Origin of the sequence: Virgibacillus sp. W0430, from assembly GCF_051846935.1 — a bacterium.
Lineage (GTDB): Bacteria > Bacillota > Bacilli > Bacillales > Amphibacillaceae > JBPYCR01.
The window spans coordinates 1-22,705 of the sequence record NZ_JBPYCS010000018.1 but is presented as its reverse complement, the minus strand read 5'-3'; the positions used below and the strand labels follow the sequence as shown (position 1 = coordinate 22,705).

Below are 22,705 nucleotides of genomic sequence, written 5' to 3'. Positions count from 1 at the left end.
ATGAACAATTAAATGATTGTTTAAATTCACTACGCTTTCTATAAAGCATCGTCTATACTTATAGTATAGAAACTAATTGTACTATTAAACGCAATGAGAGGGGCAGACAAAATGATTAAACGAGCTAGAAACTGCATTTCGTTCATTGTATTCGTTGTTTTATTAACAGCATGTACAGTCGATAACGAACCAAATGAAGAAACAAAAGATGACAAAGGTGCGACGGATAAACCAGTTGAACTGGCTTATAATCCACCATCTATGGATGATTTAGATCCTGACGATCCAATGACCCCATATATTAAATATGGAGAAGAAATTTTCAATGAAACAAATGTTGTATTACCAGACAATGTAGGTAATGAATTATCTTGTCAAAGCTGTCACGCAGATGGCGGCTTATCACAGAGTTCTTCAATGGTTGGTGTTACGAGCCAGTTTCCGCAATATCGGCCACGAGAAGGTGTTGTTTTTACGTTAGAAGACCGAATTAATGGTTGTATGGTTCGAAGTATGAATGGAGAAATGATCGCCCACGATAGTGAAGAAATGCGAGCTTTAATGTCTTACCTAACGTATATATCTAAGGGTATTGAGCAAGGGGCAGAGATTCCTTGGCGTATGTTAAATACAATGAATGAAATACCTGAGCCTAGCGTTGATCGAGGAGAGGAATTATATGCCGAGAAAAACTGTCTAGCTTGTCATGCAACAGATGGAGCAGGTACAGGCGCAAATACTGGTCCAGCACTTTGGGGAGATAATTCTTTTAATGACGGGGCTGGTATGAGTCGGATGACTAAAATGGCAGGGTATATTAAAAACAATATGCCGATTGGAGCTGAATATGAATTAACAGATCAAGAAGCTTCGGATTTGGCAGCATTTATCCTTTCACGCGAGCGGCCTGAATGGGAAGGCCATGAGACAGATTTTCCTGGTATAAAGAAGCCGACAGATATTATCGATAAAGAACGAAGAGAAGCAATTCGTGCAGGGACGTTTGATTGGACAGAAATAGAAAACGTCATTCCAGCTGAAAACGAATAACGAGACCGTATATTTGTTAGTTGTGTACGAGTGTATGGTTTACTAATAAAAAATATAACCGCATGTAATCAGACGTAACCTTGATTTCATGCGGTTATATTTAAAAAATCGTTTACTTTACTGCTCTTTTTAAAAAGATTGTCCGCTTTCGTTCAAGCAGTACGGATACCATGCTATGGAGAATGATCCCAATAATTACTAAAGCCATTCCTAAAATAGATGTCCATCCTGGTAGAACGGCACCGAGTAAAATCATTTCCCCAATTAAAGCGAAGACGACTTCACCAGATGAAGTTGCTTCGACACCAGCAAGCTTATGATTATCGTTTCGAACAAGCTCTGTTGCATAAAAAAACAATACCGTACCAATAATTCCTGAAGATACAGCGACAATAAAAGTTTGTGTTACTTGACTTGAAGATGGTAAGCCGTGTGTAATAAGCGCATAGATCGATAAAATAATCCAAAAGGGCATTGAAGCAATTGTCATTCCTAATATACGTTGAAACGTATTTAAATCTTGATTAACGAGTTGCATCATTTTTCGATTCCCTAATGGGTAAGAAACAGATGAAACAAGTAATGGAATAACACTTAAGAATACTGCAGATAGAGCTACTTTACTTGCTTGTTCAATCTGCATCGTGAACACACCTACAATAATAATAATTGAAATAATTACACTTGATAATGGAATATGTCTATTATCTTCTTTATTAATAAAAGGCACGAGTAAGGAACCGGCGATAATATTTAATTGAAATGTGGCTGCGACAAGCCAGCCAGGTGCATATACGGTTCCGAAAGCAATTGGAGCATAAAATAATCCAAAACCGATTGTACTCCACAAGATCCACTGCAAAGGATTGCTTTTTAAGTGATAAAGGACTGGCTTAACGTTCTTTTTATACCCTACGATCAAGAGTAACATTGGTAACATAAAAAAGAACCGAAGCGATGCACTCCAAGCCCAGCTCCCACCTTCCAATTCCATCGATCGGTTAAAAATAAAAGCTGCTGAAAAAAATAGAGCACCTAATGTGCCAATTAAAATTGGTCGCAAGATGTCACCTCTTATCGTATGAAATTCCAAAATAGATTGTATTAATTATAGCACACATTTTATATAAGTAAGAGCATAGCAAACGTGCGGAGCATCATGTAGTTGGGTTGCAAACGTTTAATAGAAACCTACAAATACGGAATTGAATCTTGAATTTTGTATGAGTAAAATGTTTGTGGGGGAACAGATGCACGAATCTAACTAGATAATATGTGATCAATTTTACTTTGAACGATATACACATGAATAACACCGTTGATTTTCACTGCAGGTGGATGCTTTCCGCGGGCACGGCATCAGCCTCCTCGGAAAGCGTAGTGTATATCTACTGCGGTCGGTAGGAATCAATACTAAAAGTAACGAATACTTGACTCAATCTTGAATTTTTGAATACTTGCTTTATTTTTTTATATTTTGTATACTACGAGTAGTTTAATAGAATTAGATAAACAGTGATGGGGAAAAGTATGATTTGCGGTATTTTTTTCAGAGAGCCTCCACTTGGTGAAAGGAAGCAAAAATACAAAATCGGAACAATGGCCCCGGAGTTTCGTACTGAACGTAATAACTAGTAGGTGTCGACGAGAAATGGCGCTCGTTATCCGTCGCCAAAGTATTAACAGTCTTTTGACTTAAGTACTTGTTGAGACTAAATGTGTAAACATTTAGTAAAGTAAGGTGGTACCACGTATATAAACCACGTCCTTATCGAATTTCGGTAATGACGTGGTTTTTTGAGCTTGAAAATGGGAAACGATAGTATGAAGCAGTACGTATCTAGCTGCAAGTGCTAAATCGGATTAAATAAATGTTGGAGGGGTTTTAATTGACGAAACATGTAGTTATTCAGACTGATTTTGGACGATGTGATGGAGCAGTAAGCGCAATGTACGGTGTGGCACTGACAGTTAATCCATCGTTAAGAATATTTGACCTTACTCATGAAATCCCACAGTACAATATATGGGAAGCGTCTTATCGATTGTTTCAAACTACGATTTATTGGCCAGAGGAAACTGTATTTGTATCGGTTGTGGATCCTGGAGTAGGCTCAGATCGGCGAAGTGTTGTCGCAAAAACAAACGATAATAAGTATATTGTTACACCAGATAATGGGACGCTAACGCATTTAATTGAAAGTGTCGGCATTGAAGCGGTTCGGCTCATTGATGAAAAAGTAAATAGACTTCCTCGATCCGGAGAATCATATACATTTCATGGTCGTGATGTATATGCATATACAGCAGCTCGATTAGCATCAGAAATTATTTCCTTTGATGAGGTAGGTCCGAAGCTGAACGTAAACCAGATTATTGAACTGCCAAGACCGAACCCAAAAATTAGCGAGGGGGAGATCGTTGGACATGTCGATATTCTCGATGAAAGATTTGGTAATTTGTGGACGAATATTGACCGATATTTCTTTAAGCAGGCGCAAATTAATTATGGTGATTTTTTAGAAGTGACGATAGAGAATAACGGACGTGAAGTGTATAAAAACAAGGTTGTATTTGGTCGATCGTTCGCTGATAGTCACTTAGGTGAGCCTTTATTATATGTAAATTCGGTCGATAATATAGGTGTTGCGATTAATCAAGGCTCTTTCGCTAAAGCGTATCGGATATCAACCGGTGTAAACTGGAAAATAAAGGTTCAACGAAGTTAGATCGTTCGTATAAATAGTTAACATAAGTTTCGTGTACTACTTGTGAAGTTAAAATCTAATAACATAGTAGGATACGATGTTGATTTTAATAAGGCATGATTTATACTTTTGTTTTTATGGGAAAAGATGATTATTATGTATATGAAGAAAGGAAGTGCTTATATGACGCGGTTTTCATTACAAGAAAAGCTACTAAGCAATTATGATTCAAAATATAACTATAATGGTGTATCTGGTGAACGATTGGCGCATCGCCTCGGTGAACTGGCTAAAATAGGTCTTACTGCAGATCATGGTTCAAACCGTCCTGGTTTTTCCGAAGAGGAGAAGCAAGCGAAGGAATTAGTTGGGAAATGGATGAAGGAAGCAGGACTTAAAGTGTGGAGCGATGGAGCAGGGAATGTTTTTGGTAGGCTTGAAGGAAAAAACAAGCACGCAAAAACGATTTTGAGCGGATCGCATGTTGACAGTGTTCCAAATGGTGGACATTTTGATGGCCCTTTAGGAGTATTATCAGCCTTAGAAGTTGTAGATGCGTGGAACGAAATTGGATATGAACCAGAAAAATCCTTTGAAGTAGCAATATTTACAGATGAAGAAGGAGCACGATTCAATGGAGGATTCCACGGCAGTGAAGCCGTTGTCGGCAAGGGAAATATTAAAGATAAACGAAACTTAAAAGACGTTTCAGGACAAAGTTTTGAGGATGTGCTCAATCAAATTGGATTAACCGTTGAAGGGTATGAAGCAGCAAAGCGTGATTTTAAAGATATTGAATTATTTGTTGAGTTGCATATTGAACAAGGGAAACGATTAGAAAAAGCAAACTTACCATGCGGAATTGTAACAGGTATTGCTGGTCCGTCATGGACAGAATTCACCTTTCACGGTCAAGCAGGGCATGCTGGAAATACACCGATGAATGACCGGAAAGATGCACTGTTGGCAGCTAGTGAATTCATATTAGAAGTAAACAAGCTAGCTCCTCAAGTAAGCGAAAGTGCGGTTGCAACAGTAGGAAAGCAGCACATTAAACCAAATGGTGTAAACGTCATACCAGGCGAGGTGAATCTGTACGTAGATATTCGTGATATATATGAAGAAACGCGCGACGAATTAATTTCACGAGTAGTAATCGCTGCAACAGAGATCGCTGCCAAATATGACGTTAAAGTTACTTCAACAGAAAATATGCGTACACCACCAGTTCCAATTGAAGCATCTACCCAACAGCTACTTGCAGAAGCTTTTCAATTAAATCAAATGGATTATATTAAGCTTCCAAGTGGGGCGGGGCACGACGCGATGATAATCGGTGAACAAGTGCCGATCGCGATGTTATTTGTCCAAAGTAAGGATGGTGTTAGTCACAATCCTGCAGAATGGTCTGAGCTTGATCATTGTGTACAAGGTGTACACGTATTGAAGTCATTTTTGGAACAACTCCAAGAGAATTAATTAGTACTTCTGGAAAAAATGTAAACTCGTTTAAAATTGGTGCATTGTTTAAGCGCCGGTAACTTAAGGCACGAACCTACTATTAAACTACGTCCAAACGGTTCCAATTATCAAAAGTTGATGATTGGAACCGTTTATAGGTTGTGCGCATACATATGGAATGGTACGAGTTTTATTGTTTAGCGTACTTCTCTATACGAGTGGAAGCTTAACGGGAAATCGGTATTCATTCGGTGGAACGTCGGTATATATAAACAAAAGCGTGTCAACAATATAGCTACGAAAGTGCGCTAGTGTTTGCGAGATAAAAAAATGGGATATATGGTATGCGAAGAATGTAACGGTTCGTTTCTAATTATTGGTATCCGTCATTTATTACTGGTATAATACTTGACATATATTTACATCACATGAATGAAACTAGGACGATAAAAATGAAAAATAGCTGGAAAATATATAATAATGACATAAAAAATATTGGTAAGAATTGGGTCGCTCTTATATTAATTGGCGGTTTGATTTTATTACCATCCTTATACGCTTGGTTAAACATTAAAGCATCGTGGGATCCGTATGGACAAACCGACCAAGTCCCTGTAGGAGTCGTAAATGAGGACAAGGGAGCGACAGTACGAGATAAGGAAATAAATGTAGGTAACGAATTAGTTGAAACATTGAGTGAGAACGATGCATTGGATTGGAAGTTTACAGATCGTCAGCAAGCAATAGAAAAAATAGAATACGGAGATTATTATGCAGTTATCATCATCCCAGAGAACTTTTCAGAACAGCTAAGCTCTGTATTAGCCGACAGACCTGAAAAGGCAACTATCGAGTATTATGTAAATGAAAAAATTAACGCGATTGCCCCTAAAATTACAGGAAAAGGGGCGTCTGTTATCGTAGATCAAATAAGCAATCAGTTTATAGCTACTGTAAATGGCGTTATTTTTGATATGTTTAATGAGATTGGCTTGGAGATTGAAAGTAATTTGCCGGATATTCAACAATTTGAAAACTATGTGTTTAAGCTAGAGCAAAGCCTACCTGAAATTAACAACGTATTAAATGAATCATTGACGGATGCTTCAAACGCGGAAACGATTATTGGAAAAGCAAAAGCTAAGATGCCTCAAGTGAAGCAACTGACGAATAATGGTTTAACGACAATTGATGAAACAACTGCTTTTTTAACAGAAGCGGAAAACGAGTTAAACCAAATAGCACCTAAAATAAAACAGGATTTAGAAAAGGTCCAATCCGCAGCGAAGGACATAAACGCATTTATGAAAGAAATTCAAGGAAACAAGATTCATATTACTGAGGATGCCCAAGCGATTTTACAGCAATCAAACAAACGAGTGGATGCCGCATTAGATACTATTGAAGCAATTGAAAAAACACTTAAACAATTAAAAGCACAAAATGACCAAGAACAGAATGCTGAAGAAATTGATAAAGCACTTAAAGATTTGGCACGCTTAAAGGCAGAATTACAGCTCGTGCAAAATAAATCTGCTGAAATGGAAACATTTATTACGCAAAAGCAAACAGAAATCGATGAGTTGTTAAAGGAAATACAACAAAAAGCGGAAACAACATCTGTACAAATAGATCAATTCGTTAAAACGTATAAGGAAGAAATTGAGCCGGCAGTTTTGGAAGAAGTAAATAATGCAAAAACAACTTTACGATCTGCACGAGGAATTTTGAAAGATATTCAGACTACTTTGCCACAAGTCGAACGAATTTTGAATCGCGCGGATACGAACTTAGCAACTGGAAAGCGGTCTTTAGAAACCGTAATGGATGAAATGCCGTATGTTAATCATAAAGTAAACGAACTTGCCGAACGAATACGGGACATTCAAGCTGAGACAGACATTAATGAAATAATAGAGCTGTTGAAGAACGACCCAGAAGCTGAACGCGGTTTTTTTGAAGAACCGGTTACACTAAGTGAAAACAAAGTATTTCCGATTGCAAATTATGGCACAGGGATGACACCTTTTTATACAGTATTGGCAATATGGGTAGGTGCCTTGTTGCTCATTTCCTTGCTTGCAACCGATGTGACTTCACCGGAAAGGTTAACAGGTACACAGATGTATTACGGACGGTACTTAACCTTTTTAACAATCGGTATGCTACAGACAATTATCGTTACGTTGGGCGATTATTTCATTATTGGAGTAAATATGAGCGATCCAGTATGGTTTGTCTTGTTTGGTTTATTTATAAGCGGCGTATTTATGGCAATTGTTTACACGTTTGTATCTGTATTTGGTGATGTAGGAAAGGCGTTAGCTATCATTTTGCTCGTTTTACAAATAGCTGGTTCAGGCGGGACGTACCCAGTTGTACTACTACCGGAGTTCTTTCAAATGGTACATCCATTTCTTCCGTTCACATATGCTGTTGATTTAATGCGTGAGGCGGTTGGAGGAATTGTATGGAAGCGTGCGCTGTATGATCTGTCCTTTTTAGGAATGTTTGGCGTAGCGGCATTAATTTTAGGAGGTCTACTAAAAACACCAGTAAATAAACGAACTAATAAATTAATGAAAAAATCGAAAGAAACAGGCTTGTTTCATTAGTTTTTAGAAAGAAGATTGAGCATACGATAATGCCAATCTTCTTTTATATGAATCAATTTCATAATTGCCATTTTAGAAAAATCACAAAAGAACAGAATTTTAAAATCCACTTAAAGCTAGATTGGTTTCTGCTGTGTCCCATCTGGATCGACTCCGCTTTCCGCAGGCAACGCCTCAACTAATTTTAAAAGTTTTTTTCCATACTTTTAAAATGGATTTTCGGCTGTTGCTTTTCCTGCAGGAGTCTGCGTGGATCCGGATTCCACACAGACGAGCTGGGAGTGAATCGGGTACTTTAGAGAAAGTCCAAGAAAATCTTGTTTTTCAAGCAATCAAAGAAGGCTATATCATTGATGATACTGCCGCGATTGATGCAACCCATTTGAGGCTCGTGACTCCGAAGATATACAGCTCCAGCTCGGGGATCAAAAGCTTGGGAAATTATCTATAATCAACATAGTGTGTAGATACAGCTATTATCATTGCAGCACGCAGGCTAACGAAAGAGGATATTTTATTTACTAAGAACTACCATAGGAATGGCTGTATTTTTTAATATATAATAAGAATGGTATTTATTGTTTTAAGGTGCTTGGAATTATGGGTATTCGGAGAACAATGGCGAAGGAGAAAACTTCGAACATTGCCACATTGCCGCTCATGAAATATACTCGCTTTTCGCAGGTGAATGGTGAGCCTCCTCGATACGCACTGCGGGAACTTTTTCTGAGGAAGTTTCGCCTATCGATTTGCCTTTGTCGGAGAGCTTTGCTAGTTTTTCACAAACTAATCCGAAACCCGAAAATATAATGCTCAACTGAAAGCTCTAGACATAACAAGTATATGGAGGAGGGGCTTATGAGAAATAAGAGGTGGATGAAAATAGGTGCAGGAATTGTAACCGCTCTATTAATTATAAATATTGTTGCTAGCTTCTATTTTTATAATTTAGCAATTGCTAGAAACGTTAAAGAATTTTTGCAAGGGAACGCTGACTTAGAAGTGTCTGCAGAGGCGATGAACGTATTTTTAGAAGGAGATTGGCGGACGTGGGTTCGAGGTCAATCCTTTGAACAATGGGAAATGACTTCCTATGATGGATTGAAATTACAAGGGTATTTTCTAGAAGCGAAAAAACCTACAGACAAAACCGTTGTCTTTACGCATGGATATCTCGGGCGTGGTAGCGATATGGGATTATATGGACAGTATTATTATGAACAGCTAGGCTATAATATATTTTTTACAGATATGCGTGGACACGGAAAAAGTGAAGGCGACTATATTGGTTTTGGCTGGCATGATCGACTCGATGTTATCGACTGGCTTGATATTCTAATGAACAAACGTGGGAATGAAATGCAGTTTGTTTTACATGGACTTTCGATGGGAGCGGCAACCGTTTTAATGGCAAGCGGTGAGGAGCTTCCGAAAAATGTAAAAGCAATTGTAGCAGATAGTCCGTATACAAGTGTGTACGATATGTTTGCATATCAGATGAAACGTATGTATCATTTACCCGCGATTCCTATTTTACCAACGACGAGCATTGTCACAAAAATGAAGGCAGGTTATTCACTGACGCAAGCATCTGCACTGGATCAAGTAAAAAAAGCAAAGGCGCCGATCCTTTATATCCATGGAAATGCAGATACGTTTGTGCCTACAAATATGACACAGCTACTTTATGAAAATACGAAAAGTGAAAAAGAATCGATTACGATAGATGGGGCAGGGCATGGCGAAGGGTTTGTGTTAGATAAGGAAAAATATGTACGCGCATTGGAACAGTTTCTTAAAAAATATATAAATTAAGCATCGTATGATAAGTACTGAAATCTTATTAGGGAAAGGCTTAAAGGATTTCTTAAGGTATTAAAGTGTATACAGACTCCACGAAAAAGAGGAAAATCTTCTTTGTGTACGATGTTTCGCTTCTGAATCGGTTGATGTTTAAACATAAGAGCACCCCTGTAGATTATTGTGTGGCACTTTAATTCTACTAAAAGGTGCTCTTTATTTACTGCTTTTTGAGCAAAATCACTAATCGATTCGCTTATGGTTACAGAAACTTCACGAATCATGCTTTATCTCAAGCGAAAACCTGTAAAATGAATCAAATTACAGTACAAAAACATAAAGAAACACACTCCAATGCAAATGAAACAGCATGGAAGTGTGTGCAATAAGACTATTAGTCCTCTTTAAGCTGATTGGAACGAAAGTCGACGGACACCTGGGGAAATAGCAAGCGTCCGAAGATCCCGTAATGACTCGGATAGAGGAGCTACAGAAGCGGAGGCAGTAACCGCGGAAGGCCTGTCGGCTGTATAGTACAAGTCAGCGAAATCAGAGTGAAAGCTTTCATGTTTTTGTTCTAATTCATTCGTAGGTATACCTCGACTTAACATACATCACCATCGTCATTTGACAAAGACCAACTTATGTTGGTACGGCACTTTCTATATGCGCGTGGCTCGGTATGCTTCCTCGAGCTAATGAGCTTGCTGAGTAAGCCCGTTGCCTAGCAGGGTTCCTATGTGCGCAAAGCGAATTAGCACATTGTTCGTTTTTTTGGTTGTGCCTTTAAGTTATGTCCCCGGTTCCTTTGCATATCTAGTAATGTTTTGTCCTAGCCTTATTTAACTGTTTATTTTTTTAGAGGAAATATTTGCGTCCTTTTCATATGCTTCTTGCAGCAATGTTGTTATTTTTCCTCGTTTTCCGTCTTGAATTTGTTTTCCATCTACTTGAACAACTGGCATTACTTCAGACATACTGCTAGATAAAAATAACTCGTCACAAGCTTCGATATCTTCTAGTTTAAACGCCTGCTCCACAAATGGAATTTGTAGCTCATTAGCTAATCTTTCCACAGCCATTCGTACACAGCCGTGTAAGATTCGTTCGTTCGCTGGGTGCGTATAAATGCTTCCGTCTTTGACTAAATAAATATTAGAAGAGCAGCATTCTGTTACAGTACCATTTTCATGTAATATAGCTTCGTAGCAACCATGTTCTAGTGCTTCCTGCTTTGCTAAAATGTTCGGCAAAAGGTTTAAGCTTTTTATAAAGCAATAGTCCCAACGTGTATCTTTATGTGTAATTACAGCTACACCTGATTCCATTTCTTTCGTAAATCTAGGAAAATCCTCCATATATGCATACATATTCGGCTTTACATTTTTCGGGAATGTATGCACGCGCGGAGCAGACCCTCTCGTTATTTGCAAGTAAACCATGCCATCATTTTTCATGTTGTTTTTATGAAGCAATTGCTCTAACAAATCAATAATTTCGTCTTTAGACTCGTCAATCGTAATTTTAATTGCATCAAGTGAACGGAATAAGCGATCGACGTGTTCATTTAATAAATAGTATTTGCCATTATAAATTCGAATAACCTCATAAATCCCATCACCAAACTGTAAACCTCGTTCTTCAAAAGGGTATTTTAAGCTATCGTGATGAACAAACTTACCTTGTGACATCATAATTGGATAAACAGACATACTATCTCCTCCCTACATATTAATTATTTTACTCCTTGTGTCAATCGTTGTAAATGGTTCCTATTTCAAGTTTACTGTTATTGATAATTTATTGGAATAGAAAGCTGCATAGAAGCTTTTTAAAAAAGGCGATTCCGATCAAAAGGGGGTGCTAATTGCCTCAGCGGTCGGGAACCAACTCCGAGTTCCATGAAAAAAGCACTTCAAAAAAGTGTTCTGTACTTTTTGGATCCAGTTGAGGGAATACCGACGAAACATGCGATTAGAAGCGGCTGTTAGCCTATAATATAAAGAGAATAACCGTCCACTTTCTAAAATAGAGTATGAGTAAAATGTTTGTGGGGGAACAGATGCACGAATCTAAGTAGATAATATGTGATCAATTTTACTTCGAACGATATACACATGAATAACACCGTTGATTTTCACTGCAGGTGGATGCTTTCCGCGGGCACGGAAAGCGTCGTGTATATCTACTGCGGTCGGTAGGAATCAATACTAAAATTAACGAATACAAAGAGAGGTTTTTTAACTGCTTAAAATAACACCCACAAATGCTTGACTTAATCTAAAATAGATACGAACTTGAAAGAGCTTAGAGGTATAGCTATCTAATTGGACGGGAGTTGGCTAATAGCTATATACTATATAAACGGAAGACGAAAAATAAAGGAGGGGAAACTCGTGTACACCGAACAATTGAAACAAGATATTATTAATTATAGTAAAAAGATAGGGATTGATAAAATCGGTTTTGCTTCTGCGGATGTTTTTACAGAATTAAAGGAACGGTTGAAGCGACAGCAGGAGCTTGGTTATCAATCTGGATTTGAGAAAGGCACAGTCGAGGAACGTACAGAGCCGTCACGGCTAATGCCAGAAGCACAATCAATTATTTCGATTGCACTTGCATACCCTTCTCGAATAGAAAATGCACCGAGGAGTACGAAAGATAGCAGAAGGGGTATTTTTTGCAGAGCATCTTGGGGCCAAGATTATCACCAAGTATTGCGGAGTCGATTAGATAAGTTGGCACGATATATCCAAGAGCACGTCCCGGATTTTATCGGGAAAGTAATGGTCGATACAGGAGAGTTATCTGATCGTGCAGTGGCGGAACGCGCTGGTATTGGATTTAGCGGAAAAAACACATTAATAATAACACCGGAATTTGGTTCATATGTTTATTTAGGAGAATTAATAACAAATATTCCATTTGAGCCGGATGCGCCTATTGAAGATAGCTGTGGCGACTGCACATTGTGCTTAAATGCATGTCCGACAGGGGCACTCGTCCAAGCAGGACAATTAAATGCTCAAAAGTGCTTAGCGTTTTTAACACAAACGAAGGATTTCTTACCAGAGGAATTTCGTACGAAGGTAGGTACACGTGTATATGGATGTGATACGTGTCAGGCCGTATGTCCTCGGAATAAACAAATTGATTTCCATCTCCATCCAGAGTTCGAGCCAGAAGGTGAAGTTGCTAAGCCACAACTAAAACCGATGCTAACGATGTCTAATCGTGCGTTTAAGGAGAAGTTTGGACATCTTTCCGGATTTTGGCGTGGTAAAAAACCGTTACAGCGAAATGCAATTATTGGCTTAGCGCATTATAAGGATGAAACAGCTGTTCCGGATTTAGTTGATATTATGAGCAAAGACCCGCGTCCGGTCATTCGTGGAACCGCAGCTTGGGCGCTTGGTAAGATAGGTACGAGTGAAGCATATGAAGCTATAGAAACATTAATCGACCAAGAAAAAGACGAACAAGTTCGATTTGAAATGGAAAACGCATTAAAAGTAATTCGTAGCTCCTAAATTTAAAGAAATACCAATAAGTACAAGGAGTCCCTTCATATACGTAGTATGGAGGGATGTTTTATGAATCGTATAAAAGAAGAGTGGCTTGCATTTTTTCAGCAAGAGCATGGCGAGGAAAATTGGTGGACACGAAAACGAAAACTATTCCGAACGCGAAATGCTGAAATTGTTCGTATACGTGGAGAAGGGAGACTGTTTCAAAAGGTATCGTACGACCGGCAATCGGACTATTTTTATATACTGTATCTCTCGTTCTTTATAAAACAAAAGGATTGCTTTTATATTGAGGAACAAACAATGGTGTATCAATATAAAGTGATCGGTGGAAAGATGATTGAACATAAAGAGCATAGACCCTATCTACTAGAAGCTGAACGTGTGGCCGCTCGTAATCAAGCGAGTTATTTACGTACTAAAATAGATGAACGGTTTGATTATGATCGTCATGCGGCTGTACAGTATGCCGAGCGGTGGTGGAATAATTACAACCCTGACTATAAGGCATTTACAGTTGATTGTACAAATTATGTGTCCCAATGTCTACGTGCAGGGGGTGCGCCAATGCGAGGTACACCGGTTCGAGATAAAGGCTGGTGGTACAGTGGAGAAAATTGGAGCTTTAGCTGGTCAGTTGCACATGCTTTAAGATGGTATTTAAGCGGTTCGAGCATGGGCTTGAAAGGCAAAGAAGTCGATCGGGCAGAGGAGCTTCTTCCTGGTGATATTATTTGTTACGATTTCCAAGGGGATGGCAGATGGGATCACAATACAATTGTTACTGCTATTGACGCAAATGGAATGCCATTAGTTAATGCACATACAGATAATAGCCGCCATAGATATTGGTCGTATGAGGATTCCTCAGCATGGACGCCGGCGATCAAATATAAATTTTTTCAAATTGGAAAAACGTGATATAATAAGTTCGTTCATCAACAAAAGCGATTCGCGCAAGGAGAATGACACATGAGTTTGCACGTCGTATTATTTCAGCCAGAAATTCCAGCAAATACAGGAAACATTGCCCGTACGTGCTTGGCGACGGATACTACCCTACATCTTGTCCACCCACTTGGCTTTTCAACAGAAGATAAAATGCTGCGTAGAGCTGGCTTGGATTATTGGGAGCATGTGGATATAAAAGAACATGCAACAATTGAAAAGTTATATGAATCGTATCCAAACGCAACGTATTATTATATTGAAAACTTTGGAACGAAGCATTATACCGATTTTGATTTTAGTAATGAAAGGGAAGATCTCTTTTTTGTTTTTGGTAGGGAAACGAACGGGATTCCGAAAGAATTGATTGAAGGAAAGGAAGAACAATGTCTCCGTATTCATATGAATGAGAAGGTTCGTTCCCTCAATTTATCGAATACCGCTGCAATTATTATTTACGAAGCGTTAAGACAGCAAGGCTTTCCACGATTAGCTTAGTAGGAAGGATATTTGTTCGTTCATAAACGTGTACCTGTAACAAAGGCTTTTGTTTACTACATTAGCACTTTATGTACAGTTCTTTAAGATTCACTTGGTAACACATTCATAAAAATGAAAATCCGTCATGCAACGTATGATCGCATGACGGACTTATTATTGATCGTTTTTAGGAATACCAGGTTTTGATTCATAGGCAGATGTGAAACATGCCGTTAGAAAAGAAAAAATAACTCCAAAGAGCAGTATTAGTTTCATATTGCGCAGCCTCCTTATACGTACAATCATTCTGTTACAGTAGTATTCTAAATGGTACTTTTTATTATACATAATAAGGGGGAGAAAGTGAACTGCAACCCGTTTTGTTTCACAGATTGTCATATTTTATTGTAGGTATTCATGTTATGCTATAATGTTTTTATAATTTAAGGTATATTAGTTGATGAAGTTTCTTGTCAGTTCTATAATGAGGATTGAATGAAAATTAACCGTAGTTGCGGGGAAAGTTACTATCTAATGGGGGTATATGACGTGGCACAGAGTGAAGAATCCAACGAAAGATTCTGGAAAAAATTTCATGGGCCTAACATGGGTTATATTGAAGAACAATACGAGCGTTATAAAGAAGATGCTTCTCTTGTTGACGCTTCTTTAAAAGAAATGTTTGATCAGTACGGGGCCCCTGAATGGATGTACCAATCATCAACGGTACAAATACAGTCAACATCTGAAAAACCGAATGATACTGATGTAAAAAAACTTACCTCAGCGATGAAACTTGTTGAGGCTATTCGTCGTTACGGCCATTTGGAGGCAGATATTTATGCTGTAGGCGGCAATGAGCAAAAATCTGGACTCGTTGATCCGGATACATATGGATTGACACAAAAAGATTTGGAGCAAATGCCTGCATCATGGTTATGGGAGCAATCGCCTCAAGGAGTGGACACTGGAGCAGATGTTGTTACTTACTTGAAAAAGCTTTATACAGGAAAAATATCGTTTGAATATGATCACGTAAACAATGACGAGGAGCGTCAATGGTTATTAAATCGCATTGAATCTGGTGAATTCCAAACGCCTGTTTCTACAGATGAAAAAAAGCAATTATTGGAGCGTCTTGTTGCTGTTGAAGGCTTTGAAGAGTTTTTGCAAAAAACATTTGTTGGTCAAAAACGTTTTTCCATTGAAGGTTTAGAAATGATGGTTCCAATGCTAGACCGAGTAGTTAAGCATGCGAATCGAGATAAAATAGATAATATTATGATGGGTATGGCGCATCGTGGTCGTTTAAGTGTGCTTGCTCACGTATTAGGAAAGCCTTTAGATAAAATATTTTCCGAATTCCATCATGCCCCAGATAAAGAGCTCGTCCCATCGGAAGGTTCTATGGGTATTAATTACGGCTGGACGGGGGATGTAAAATATCATTTCGGAGCGACAAAAGAAGTAAAATATAATGATGAAACGACTACACGTATTACATTGGCTCACAATCCATCGCACTTGGAGTTTGTTAATCCAGTAGTGGAAGGCTTCAAGCGTGCAGCGCAGGATAATCGATCAGAGCGCGGCTATCCTGAACAAGATTTAAGCAAAGCGATTGGCGTGCTAATTCACGGAGATGCAGCATTTATTGGCGAAGGTGTCGTTGCGGAAACATTGAATTTAAGCGGATTGCCAGGCTATCGTACAGGCGGAACATTGCATATCATTGCGAACAACCTCGTTGGCTATACTACGAACCAAAAAGATGGAAGATCAACACGGTATGCCAGTGATTTGGCCAAAGGGTTTGAAATTCCGGTTGTACACGTAAATGCAGATGATCCGATCGCTTGTATAACTGCAGTAAAGCTTGCGTACGACTACTCTCGAAAGTTTCATAAAGACTTTTTAATTGACTTAGTTGGTTATCGCCGTTACGGACATAACGAAATGGATGAGCCACGTTCTACCCAACCGTTATTATATAAAGAAATTGATAACCACCCAACAGTTGCAACATTGTTTGCAGAACAGCTGACAAAAGAAGAGGCTATACAGCCAGACTTTTTCGAAGAAGCGAAACAAGCAGCCCAACAAAAATTGCAAAAAATATATGATGGTATGAAAGAAGACGAATCGATTGTAGAAGAAAAAGAAATGCCTAAATCATTAGCAAACGGTCTTGAACAATATGAAACGGCTGTTTCACTTGATACTTTAAAAAGTTTAAATAAAGGCTTATTAAAACGGCCTGAAGGCTTTAACGGATTTAAACGATTGGAAAGAGTGTTCAAGAGAAGGGAAAATATATTAGAAGAAGGAAATAAAGCAGACTGGGGCGCTGGAGAAGCATTAGCTTATGCATCTATTTTACACGACGGAATTCCGATTCGACTAACAGGACAAGATTCAGAACGCGGTACTTTTGCACACCGTCACCTCGTATTGTATGATGTGAATACTGCTGAATCCTATTGTCCGATGCACGGTCTTGAAGAAGCAAAGGCATCCTTTGACATTCGAAACAGTCCACTGTCCGAATCAGGTGTTCTCGGTTTTGAGTATGGGTATAGTGTGCAGTCACCAGATACGCTCGTAATTTGGGAAGCACAATTTGGTGATTTTGCAAATGCAGCTCAAGTTATTTTTGACCAATTTATTTCATCCGCACGTGCAAAGTGGGGCGAAAAATCAAATATGGTCATGCTCCTTCCGCACGGGTACGAAGGGCAAGGTCCTGAGCACTCCAGTGCAAGGTTAGAACGCTATTTACAGATGGCAGCCGAAAATAACTGGATTGTAGCGAATGTTACTTCTTCTGCGCAGTTTTTCCATTTAATACGTCGCCAAGCTAAAATGCGTGGGCTCGATGAAGCAAGACCGCTCATTTTAATGTCGCCAAAAAGTTTACTAAGAAACCAGCGTGTAGCATCTGAAGCAAAAGAATTTACAGAAGGAAAGTTTCTTCCGTTACGTGACCAACCGAATTTAAAAGTAAGTAAAAAACGGGCAAAGCGCTTATTACTAGGGACTGGTAAAGTGATGGTTGATATTGAGGAAGCGATTGAAGCTTCTGAAGAAAATTTTGATTGGTTGCGTGCATTACGAATTGAACAAATTTATCCATTCCCGAAAAAGGAATTGGAAAAAGCATTAAGCGAACTTCCGAATGTAGAAGAAATTGTGTGGGTCCAGGAAGAACCGAAAAATATGGGCAGCTGGAATTTTGTCGCTAATTATTTACGCGATGTATTAAAAGAAGGCCAATTACTCCGTTATATCGGACGCCCGGATCGTTCATCACCTGCAGTTGGAGAGCCAAACATTCATAAAGTGTTACAAAATAAAATTATTAACAAAGCAATAAATCCGTCCAAGGGAGGAAATACTAGTGAAGGAAATTAAGATTCCAGAGCTTGCAGAATCCATTACAGAAGGTACAATTTCTGAGTGGTTAGTGAAAAAAGGGGACAAAATAGCAAAAGGGGATCCAGTTGTTGAATTGGAAACAGATAAAGTAAATGTTGAAGTAAACTCGGATTTCGCAGGAGTTATTACTGAAATTATGAGCGAAGAAGGGGATGACGTTGCAGTTGGTGACGTTATTGCCAAAGTAGATGAAAATGGCGAGGCTGGAAATTCCGCTCCTGCTGAAGCAGCGGCTGAAGAAAAGAAAGATGAGCCGAAAGCAGCGGAGGAAGAAAGTGCTACAGAAGACAAGCAAGGTGTCATTGCTTCACCCGCAGCCAGAAAACGTGCACGTGAATTGAACATCGACTTAAGCAAGGTGCAGCCAGTTGACCCGCTTGGTCGAATTCGTCCAGAGGATGTAGAAGCGGCTAAAGCGAATGAATCAAAGCCAGCTCCTTCTGCTAAAAAGGAAGCACCACAAGCAGATAAAACGGAATTTGAAAAGCCAGTAAAACGGACGAAAATGTCCCGTCGTCGAATGACGATTGCGAATCGTTTAGTTGAAGCACAGCAAACGGCAGCTATGTTAACAACGTTCAACGAAGTAGATATGAGCGCTGTTATGAAGTTGCGTAGCGAACGAAAAGATGACTTTCTTAAGAAAAATGATATAAAATTAGGCTTTATGTCTTTCTTTACGAAAGCAAGTGTAGCAGCTCTAAAAGAATTCCCATTGCTAAATGCAGAAATTCAAGGGAATGAGCTTGTTGAAAAGCAATTTTACGATATCGGTATCGCTGTGTCTACAGAGGACGGTCTCGTAGTTCCAGTTGTAAGAGATGCGGACAAGTTGGACTTTGCTGGGATTGAAAGAGAAATTGTGAACTTAGGCACGAAAGCGAAAAACAAAGAACTTCAGCTTAGTGAGCTGCAAGGCGGTTCATTTACAATAACAAATGGTGGTATTTTTGGATCGATGCTTTCTACGCCAATATTGAATACACCACAAGTCGGTATTCTCGGCATGCATAATATTGTAAAGCGTGCAGTAGTAATGCCAGATGATTCAATCGAAGTTCGCCCGATGATGTATCTTGCACTTTCATACGATCACCGTATTGTTGATGGTAAAGATGCCGTGCAATTCCTAGTACGTATTAAGCAGTTGCTAGAGGATCCATACGATTTATTATTGCAAGGCTAACAATCGGGGAAACCCTATGAAAAGAAGGCAGGTAGCTCTTATCTTACGATGAGCTACCTGCCTTCTTGGTTGTAAAATTGGCTCTAAAATTATGACATTGGTGAAGAAAAATCACATTACTTTTTGATACGGAAATGTGAAGAAAATTCACCAACGTCATTTGCCAAGAACCGCTTAAACAGCACTGAAGTGTGTGCAATAAGGCTATTGCCCCTCTTTAAGCTGACTGGAACGAAAAGTTGACGGACTCCTGCGGAAATAGAACGCGTCCGAAGATCACTGTAGCGTCTCAGACAGAGGAGCTACAGAAGCTGAGGCAGTAACCGCGGAAAGCCCGTCGGCTGAAGTGCAAGTCAAAGAAATTGAGCGCAAGCTTTGATGTTGTCGTTTAAAATACTAAATATCCACCTACAAATACGTGATCCAATGCTTTATATTAAACTAATGAGCTTTAATACTTTAATTTTAGTTTTGGAATAATTATTTAAGTATTATTCAAAGGCTTTTCCTTTGCAAATATAATAATCTAAAGAGCAGAGCAAATGCACCAAAGCTTAATCCAATTATTAAACCACCCCAGTAGCCAAATGGGCCGAATGAAGTGTAATTTGCGAGCAGCCATCCGCTCGGCAGACCAATCATCCAGTACGATATAAACGCTAATATTAAAGTAAGATTCACATCTTTGTATCCTCTTAATGCTCCTTGAATCGGCGCACCAAAAGCATCTGCAAGCTGAAAGACGATTGCATAATAAATAAAGTGCTTTATTTGCTTAATTACTTCCGGGTTCGTACTGTATAGCTTTGCTACTGGTTCGTTGAAAATAAATAGAATACATCCACAAAAAATTGCTATCCCAACGCCGCTTGCAATTCCGATATTTCCATACTGCCTTGCATCATGGAATCGTTTTGCACCGACCTCATAACTAATTGCTATTGTTAACGCCATTCCCACACTGAGCGGGATCATGTATAATAAAGAGGCAAAATTTAATGCGGCTTGGTGAGCTGCGATTGTATTTGTACTGTATACACTCATTAATAGTGTAATGGCTGAAAAAATACTCGTTTCAAAAAATATTGCAAAACCAATTGGAATACCTATTTTTAGTTGTTCCCACCACGCAAGTAAAGCAGGTCGAAGCCATGTAGAAAATATATTGTAGCTCGTAAATGGTTGGATATAATAAATGATACCGACCGTAAGTAAGCATACGAACCAATACGTTACCGACGTTGCGATACCAGCACCTACACCGCCAAAAGTAGGTAGACCAAGCTTACCGAAGATAAAAATATAGTTAAAGAAAATATTAATTGGTAATGAAAGTAATATAATTAACATGGAAATACGAGTTTTTCCTAACGCATCAATAAAGGATCGCAACGTATTAAAGATACAAAGTGGAATTATTCCAGTACCTAGCGCAATTAAATAGTACAGAGCAATTTGGCGCACAACTGGTTCAAGATCCATGACGGACAGAATTGGGTTTAATACGAATGTCCCACTTACTAAAATAAGTAATGCGAGGCTGATTGATAAATAAATCGCTTGTTGTACTTTCATACCAGCTTCATTTTCCTTATTTGCACCTATTAAATGCGAGACGATAGGGGTAATGGCTAATAATATTCCATTAACTCCAGTAAATATAGGAACCCAAAGACTAGAACCGATAGCAACGCCTGCTAAATCGGAAGCACTTACTCGGCCGGACATTACTGTATCGAAAAAATTCATTAAAAATAAACTAATTTGTGTAATAAGAATCGGAAAAAGTAAGGTTGAGAATAAGGAAAGCTTCTCGATTAAGGATGATGTTTTATGCATATTAATTCTCCTTCATAATAGGGCGGCTTTTCTTAGTATACCGCGAAAATATATTTTACGCAGAAAGGAACTTTACATAGAATGAAAAAGAAAAATATTCTCTTTACAGGCGGAGGAACCGCTGGCCATGTCATCGTTAACTTAGCACTTATACCGAGCTTTCAAAAGGATGGCTGGAACATCGATTATATAGGATCCTATGAAGGAATAGAGCGTAAATTAATAAGTGAATTGGAGGGCGTTACCTACCATTCGATATCTACCGGGAAATTACGTAGGTATATGTCTATGGAAAACGTCAAAGACCCTTTTAAAGTAATAAAAGGGGTTTTTCAAGCGTGGCGTATTATTAAAAAGCAAAAGCCAGCAGTAGTTTTTTCAAAAGGTGGATTTGTGTCTGTACCGGTCGTAATAGCTGCGAAGCTCTGTCGAATTCCTACCATAATTCATGAATCGGATTATACGCCAGGGCTTGCCAATAAAATAGCATCCCGGTTTGCCCAGCAAGTGTTAACTACTTTCCCTGAAACGGTAAATTACTTGCCTGAAAATAAAGCGATTCCGATTGGCGCTGTTATTCGAGAAGAGCTCTTTCAAGGGAATGAAGAAATTGGGCTAACCTTGACAGGTCTTACAAAAGAAAAACCAATTTTACTAATTATGGGTGGAAGTGGTGGCTCACGCACGATTAACACGTTAATTACAGACAACTTAGAAGAAATTTTAACCGAATTTCAAATTATACATATTTGTGGTCTTGGAAATGTTAATCGCTCCGCAACACGGAAAGGGTATGTACAGTTCGAATACGTGAACGAAGAATTAAAAGATATTTTAGCTATAACAGACTACGTAATTTCACGAGCAGGCTCGAATGCAATTTTTGAATTTTTAGCGTTGCGTATCCCTATGCTGCTTATTCCGCTGTCGCTTGCTGCGAGTAGAGGAGACCAAATAGTCAATGCAAAATCGTTCAAAGAAAGTGGTTATGCACATGTGCTAGATGAAGAGAAGCTCACTAAAGAGACGCTCCTCCGTTCAATTCATCGGTTGAAGAAATCAGGACCTGTCCTTATTGACAAAATGGAAAAATTCGAAAGTAAAGCTGTTCGTGAAAACGTTATCGATATAATTAAAAATACGAGCAAACACGTATGAATCAAGAAAGGGAAACAGAGATAGATCGATAAAAAGATCAGATTTCATTCATGATTTTGTGACAATGCTTTCCATAGTTCCCCTATTTTAATGCAAGGAGCATTGGAATGGCTCATATCGTTAAACCCCTTTCAATGCTCACGTTATTTATGAGATCGCAATTAGTTTATTTAACCATTGTAAGCTGTCGTAGTTATTCCAGTTCTCCATGGTTAAGAATGTTAACATTTATTTTAAAATCAACCTTCATTGTTGGGTATTTCTCTCGCCATTCTTTTTCAGTTAATGAACCATCTTTTTTATATATTCGATAATGTGCACCGTAACCTAATGAATCCGCTTCAAACGATTGTAATTGTGTTACTAATTTTTCATATCGTGCGGTTAATTGCTTTTCAATTTCTTTCTCCAGAAGAGAAATAACTGTTCCGATTGAACCATTTTCCGAGTTTTTAGAAGAGAAATCACGTATTAACTCTAAGGATTTGCATATCG

At 38.7% G+C, this 22,705-nt stretch carries 16 protein-coding genes and 1 other annotated feature; of the genes, 11 read left to right on the top strand and 5 right to left on the bottom strand.

Going from position 1 to position 22,705, the window contains the following annotated elements:
* The first annotated feature begins 111 nt into the window (after positions 1–111).
* Entirely contained in the window at positions 112–1,050 is a 939-nt protein-coding gene (locus ACLIBH_RS10060; RefSeq protein ID WP_439316582.1) for a c-type cytochrome, read from the top strand.
* A gap of 112 nt (positions 1,051–1,162) precedes the next feature.
* Here the strand turns inward: ACLIBH_RS10060 and ACLIBH_RS10055 are convergent, their stop codons facing one another.
* Positions 1,163–2,113, bottom strand: a complete 951-nt coding sequence (locus ACLIBH_RS10055; protein WP_439316581.1) for a DMT family transporter — start codon at positions 2,111–2,113, stop codon at positions 1,163–1,165.
* A gap of 443 nt (positions 2,114–2,556) precedes the next feature.
* Positions 2,557–2,823: a binding site (T-box leader), on the top strand.
* A 116-nt stretch (positions 2,824–2,939) separates the two neighbouring features.
* Here ACLIBH_RS10055 and ACLIBH_RS10050 point away from each other — a divergent pair.
* The 4 genes from ACLIBH_RS10050 to ACLIBH_RS10035 all read left to right on the top strand — a co-directional run bounded on the left by ACLIBH_RS10050 (position 2,940) and on the right by ACLIBH_RS10035 (position 9,649).
* Positions 2,940–3,779, top strand: a complete 840-nt coding sequence (locus ACLIBH_RS10050; RefSeq protein WP_439316580.1) for an SAM hydrolase/SAM-dependent halogenase family protein — start codon at positions 2,940–2,942, stop codon at positions 3,777–3,779.
* A gap of 162 nt (positions 3,780–3,941) precedes the next feature.
* Positions 3,942–5,237: a Zn-dependent hydrolase gene (locus ACLIBH_RS10045; protein WP_439316579.1), complete on the top strand. Its 1,296-nt coding sequence runs from the start codon at positions 3,942–3,944 to the stop codon at positions 5,235–5,237.
* Positions 5,238–5,671: 434 nt separating this feature from the next.
* Positions 5,672–7,834: a YhgE/Pip family protein gene (locus tag ACLIBH_RS10040; protein ID WP_439316578.1), complete on the top strand. Its 2,163-nt coding sequence runs from the start codon at positions 5,672–5,674 to the stop codon at positions 7,832–7,834.
* 858 nt (positions 7,835–8,692) lie between these two features.
* Positions 8,693–9,649, top strand: a complete 957-nt coding sequence (locus tag ACLIBH_RS10035; RefSeq protein ID WP_439316577.1) for an alpha/beta hydrolase — start codon at positions 8,693–8,695, stop codon at positions 9,647–9,649.
* Positions 9,650–10,038: 389 nt separating this feature from the next.
* Here ACLIBH_RS10035 and ACLIBH_RS10030 read toward each other — a convergent pair whose 3' ends face one another.
* On the bottom strand, positions 10,039–10,245 hold the full coding sequence (locus ACLIBH_RS10030; RefSeq protein ID WP_439316576.1) for a hypothetical protein: 207 nt from the start codon (positions 10,243–10,245) through the stop codon (positions 10,039–10,041).
* 231 nt (positions 10,246–10,476) lie between these two features.
* Complete coding sequence (gene dat / locus ACLIBH_RS10025) at positions 10,477–11,346, bottom strand: D-amino-acid transaminase (RefSeq protein ID WP_439316575.1); 870 nt, start codon at positions 11,344–11,346, stop codon at positions 10,477–10,479.
* 684 nt (positions 11,347–12,030) lie between these two features.
* On the opposite strand from dat, the gene queG reads away from it, so the two are divergent.
* From queG to odhB, 5 genes are all read left to right on the top strand, one after another.
* Positions 12,031–13,167, top strand: a complete 1,137-nt coding sequence (gene queG / locus ACLIBH_RS10020) for a tRNA epoxyqueuosine(34) reductase QueG (RefSeq protein WP_439316574.1) — start codon at positions 12,031–12,033, stop codon at positions 13,165–13,167.
* A gap of 63 nt (positions 13,168–13,230) precedes the next feature.
* On the top strand, positions 13,231–14,085 hold the full coding sequence (locus ACLIBH_RS10015) for an amidase domain-containing protein (RefSeq protein WP_439316573.1): 855 nt from the start codon (positions 13,231–13,233) through the stop codon (positions 14,083–14,085).
* A gap of 51 nt (positions 14,086–14,136) precedes the next feature.
* A complete protein-coding gene (gene trmL, locus ACLIBH_RS10010) occupies positions 14,137–14,610 on the top strand; it encodes a tRNA (uridine(34)/cytosine(34)/5-carboxymethylaminomethyluridine(34)-2'-O)-methyltransferase TrmL (RefSeq protein ID WP_439316572.1) in 474 nt (157 codons plus the stop codon).
* A 531-nt stretch (positions 14,611–15,141) separates the two neighbouring features.
* The gene (locus ACLIBH_RS10005; RefSeq protein WP_439316571.1) at positions 15,142–18,003 is read left to right on the top strand and encodes a 2-oxoglutarate dehydrogenase E1 component; all 2,862 of its coding nucleotides are present in this window, start codon (positions 15,142–15,144) and stop codon (positions 18,001–18,003) included.
* Positions 17,990–19,213 (top strand): 2-oxoglutarate dehydrogenase complex dihydrolipoyllysine-residue succinyltransferase, encoded by a 1,224-nt coding sequence (odhB, locus tag ACLIBH_RS10000; protein ID WP_439316570.1) that lies wholly within the window; start codon positions 17,990–17,992, stop codon positions 19,211–19,213. The genes ACLIBH_RS10005 and odhB overlap by 14 nt, the downstream gene beginning before the upstream one ends.
* Positions 19,214–19,708: 495 nt before the next feature.
* Here odhB and ACLIBH_RS09995 read toward each other — a convergent pair whose 3' ends face one another.
* Positions 19,709–21,052: an MATE family efflux transporter gene (locus tag ACLIBH_RS09995; RefSeq protein WP_439316569.1), complete on the bottom strand. Its 1,344-nt coding sequence runs from the start codon at positions 21,050–21,052 to the stop codon at positions 19,709–19,711.
* Between the two features lie 81 nt (positions 21,053–21,133).
* On the opposite strand from ACLIBH_RS09995, the gene ACLIBH_RS09990 reads away from it, so the two are divergent.
* On the top strand, positions 21,134–22,210 hold the full coding sequence (locus ACLIBH_RS09990) for an undecaprenyldiphospho-muramoylpentapeptide beta-N-acetylglucosaminyltransferase (protein WP_439316568.1): 1,077 nt from the start codon (positions 21,134–21,136) through the stop codon (positions 22,208–22,210).
* A 193-nt stretch (positions 22,211–22,403) separates the two neighbouring features.
* Here the strand turns inward: ACLIBH_RS09990 and ACLIBH_RS09985 are convergent.
* On the bottom strand, positions 22,404–22,705 hold a 302-nt coding region (locus ACLIBH_RS09985), incomplete at its 5' end, for a Ger(x)C family spore germination C-terminal domain-containing protein (protein WP_439316567.1).

Bases quoted from the DNA above. Each gene is read 5' to 3' on its own strand.
- ACLIBH_RS10060 (WP_439316582.1), top strand. From the start codon at position 112: ATGATTAAACGAGCTAGAAACTGCATTTCGTTCATTGTATTCGTTGTT.
- ACLIBH_RS10045 (WP_439316579.1), top strand. From the start codon at position 3,942: ATGACGCGGTTTTCATTACAAGAAAAGCTACTAAGCAATTATGATTCA.
- ACLIBH_RS10040 (WP_439316578.1), top strand. From the start codon at position 5,672: ATGAAAAATAGCTGGAAAATATATAATAATGACATAAAAAATATTGGT.
- ACLIBH_RS10035 (WP_439316577.1), top strand. From the start codon at position 8,693: ATGAGAAATAAGAGGTGGATGAAAATAGGTGCAGGAATTGTAACCGCT.
- ACLIBH_RS10030 (WP_439316576.1), bottom strand. From the start codon at position 10,245: ATGTTAAGTCGAGGTATACCTACGAATGAATTAGAACAAAAACATGAA.
- dat (WP_439316575.1), bottom strand. From the start codon at position 11,346: ATGTCTGTTTATCCAATTATGATGTCACAAGGTAAGTTTGTTCATCAC.
- ACLIBH_RS10015 (WP_439316573.1), top strand. From the start codon at position 13,231: ATGAATCGTATAAAAGAAGAGTGGCTTGCATTTTTTCAGCAAGAGCAT.
- trmL (WP_439316572.1), top strand. From the start codon at position 14,137: ATGAGTTTGCACGTCGTATTATTTCAGCCAGAAATTCCAGCAAATACA.
- ACLIBH_RS09995 (WP_439316569.1), bottom strand. From the start codon at position 21,052: ATGCATAAAACATCATCCTTAATCGAGAAGCTTTCCTTATTCTCAACC.
- ACLIBH_RS09990 (WP_439316568.1), top strand. From the start codon at position 21,134: ATGAAAAAGAAAAATATTCTCTTTACAGGCGGAGGAACCGCTGGCCAT.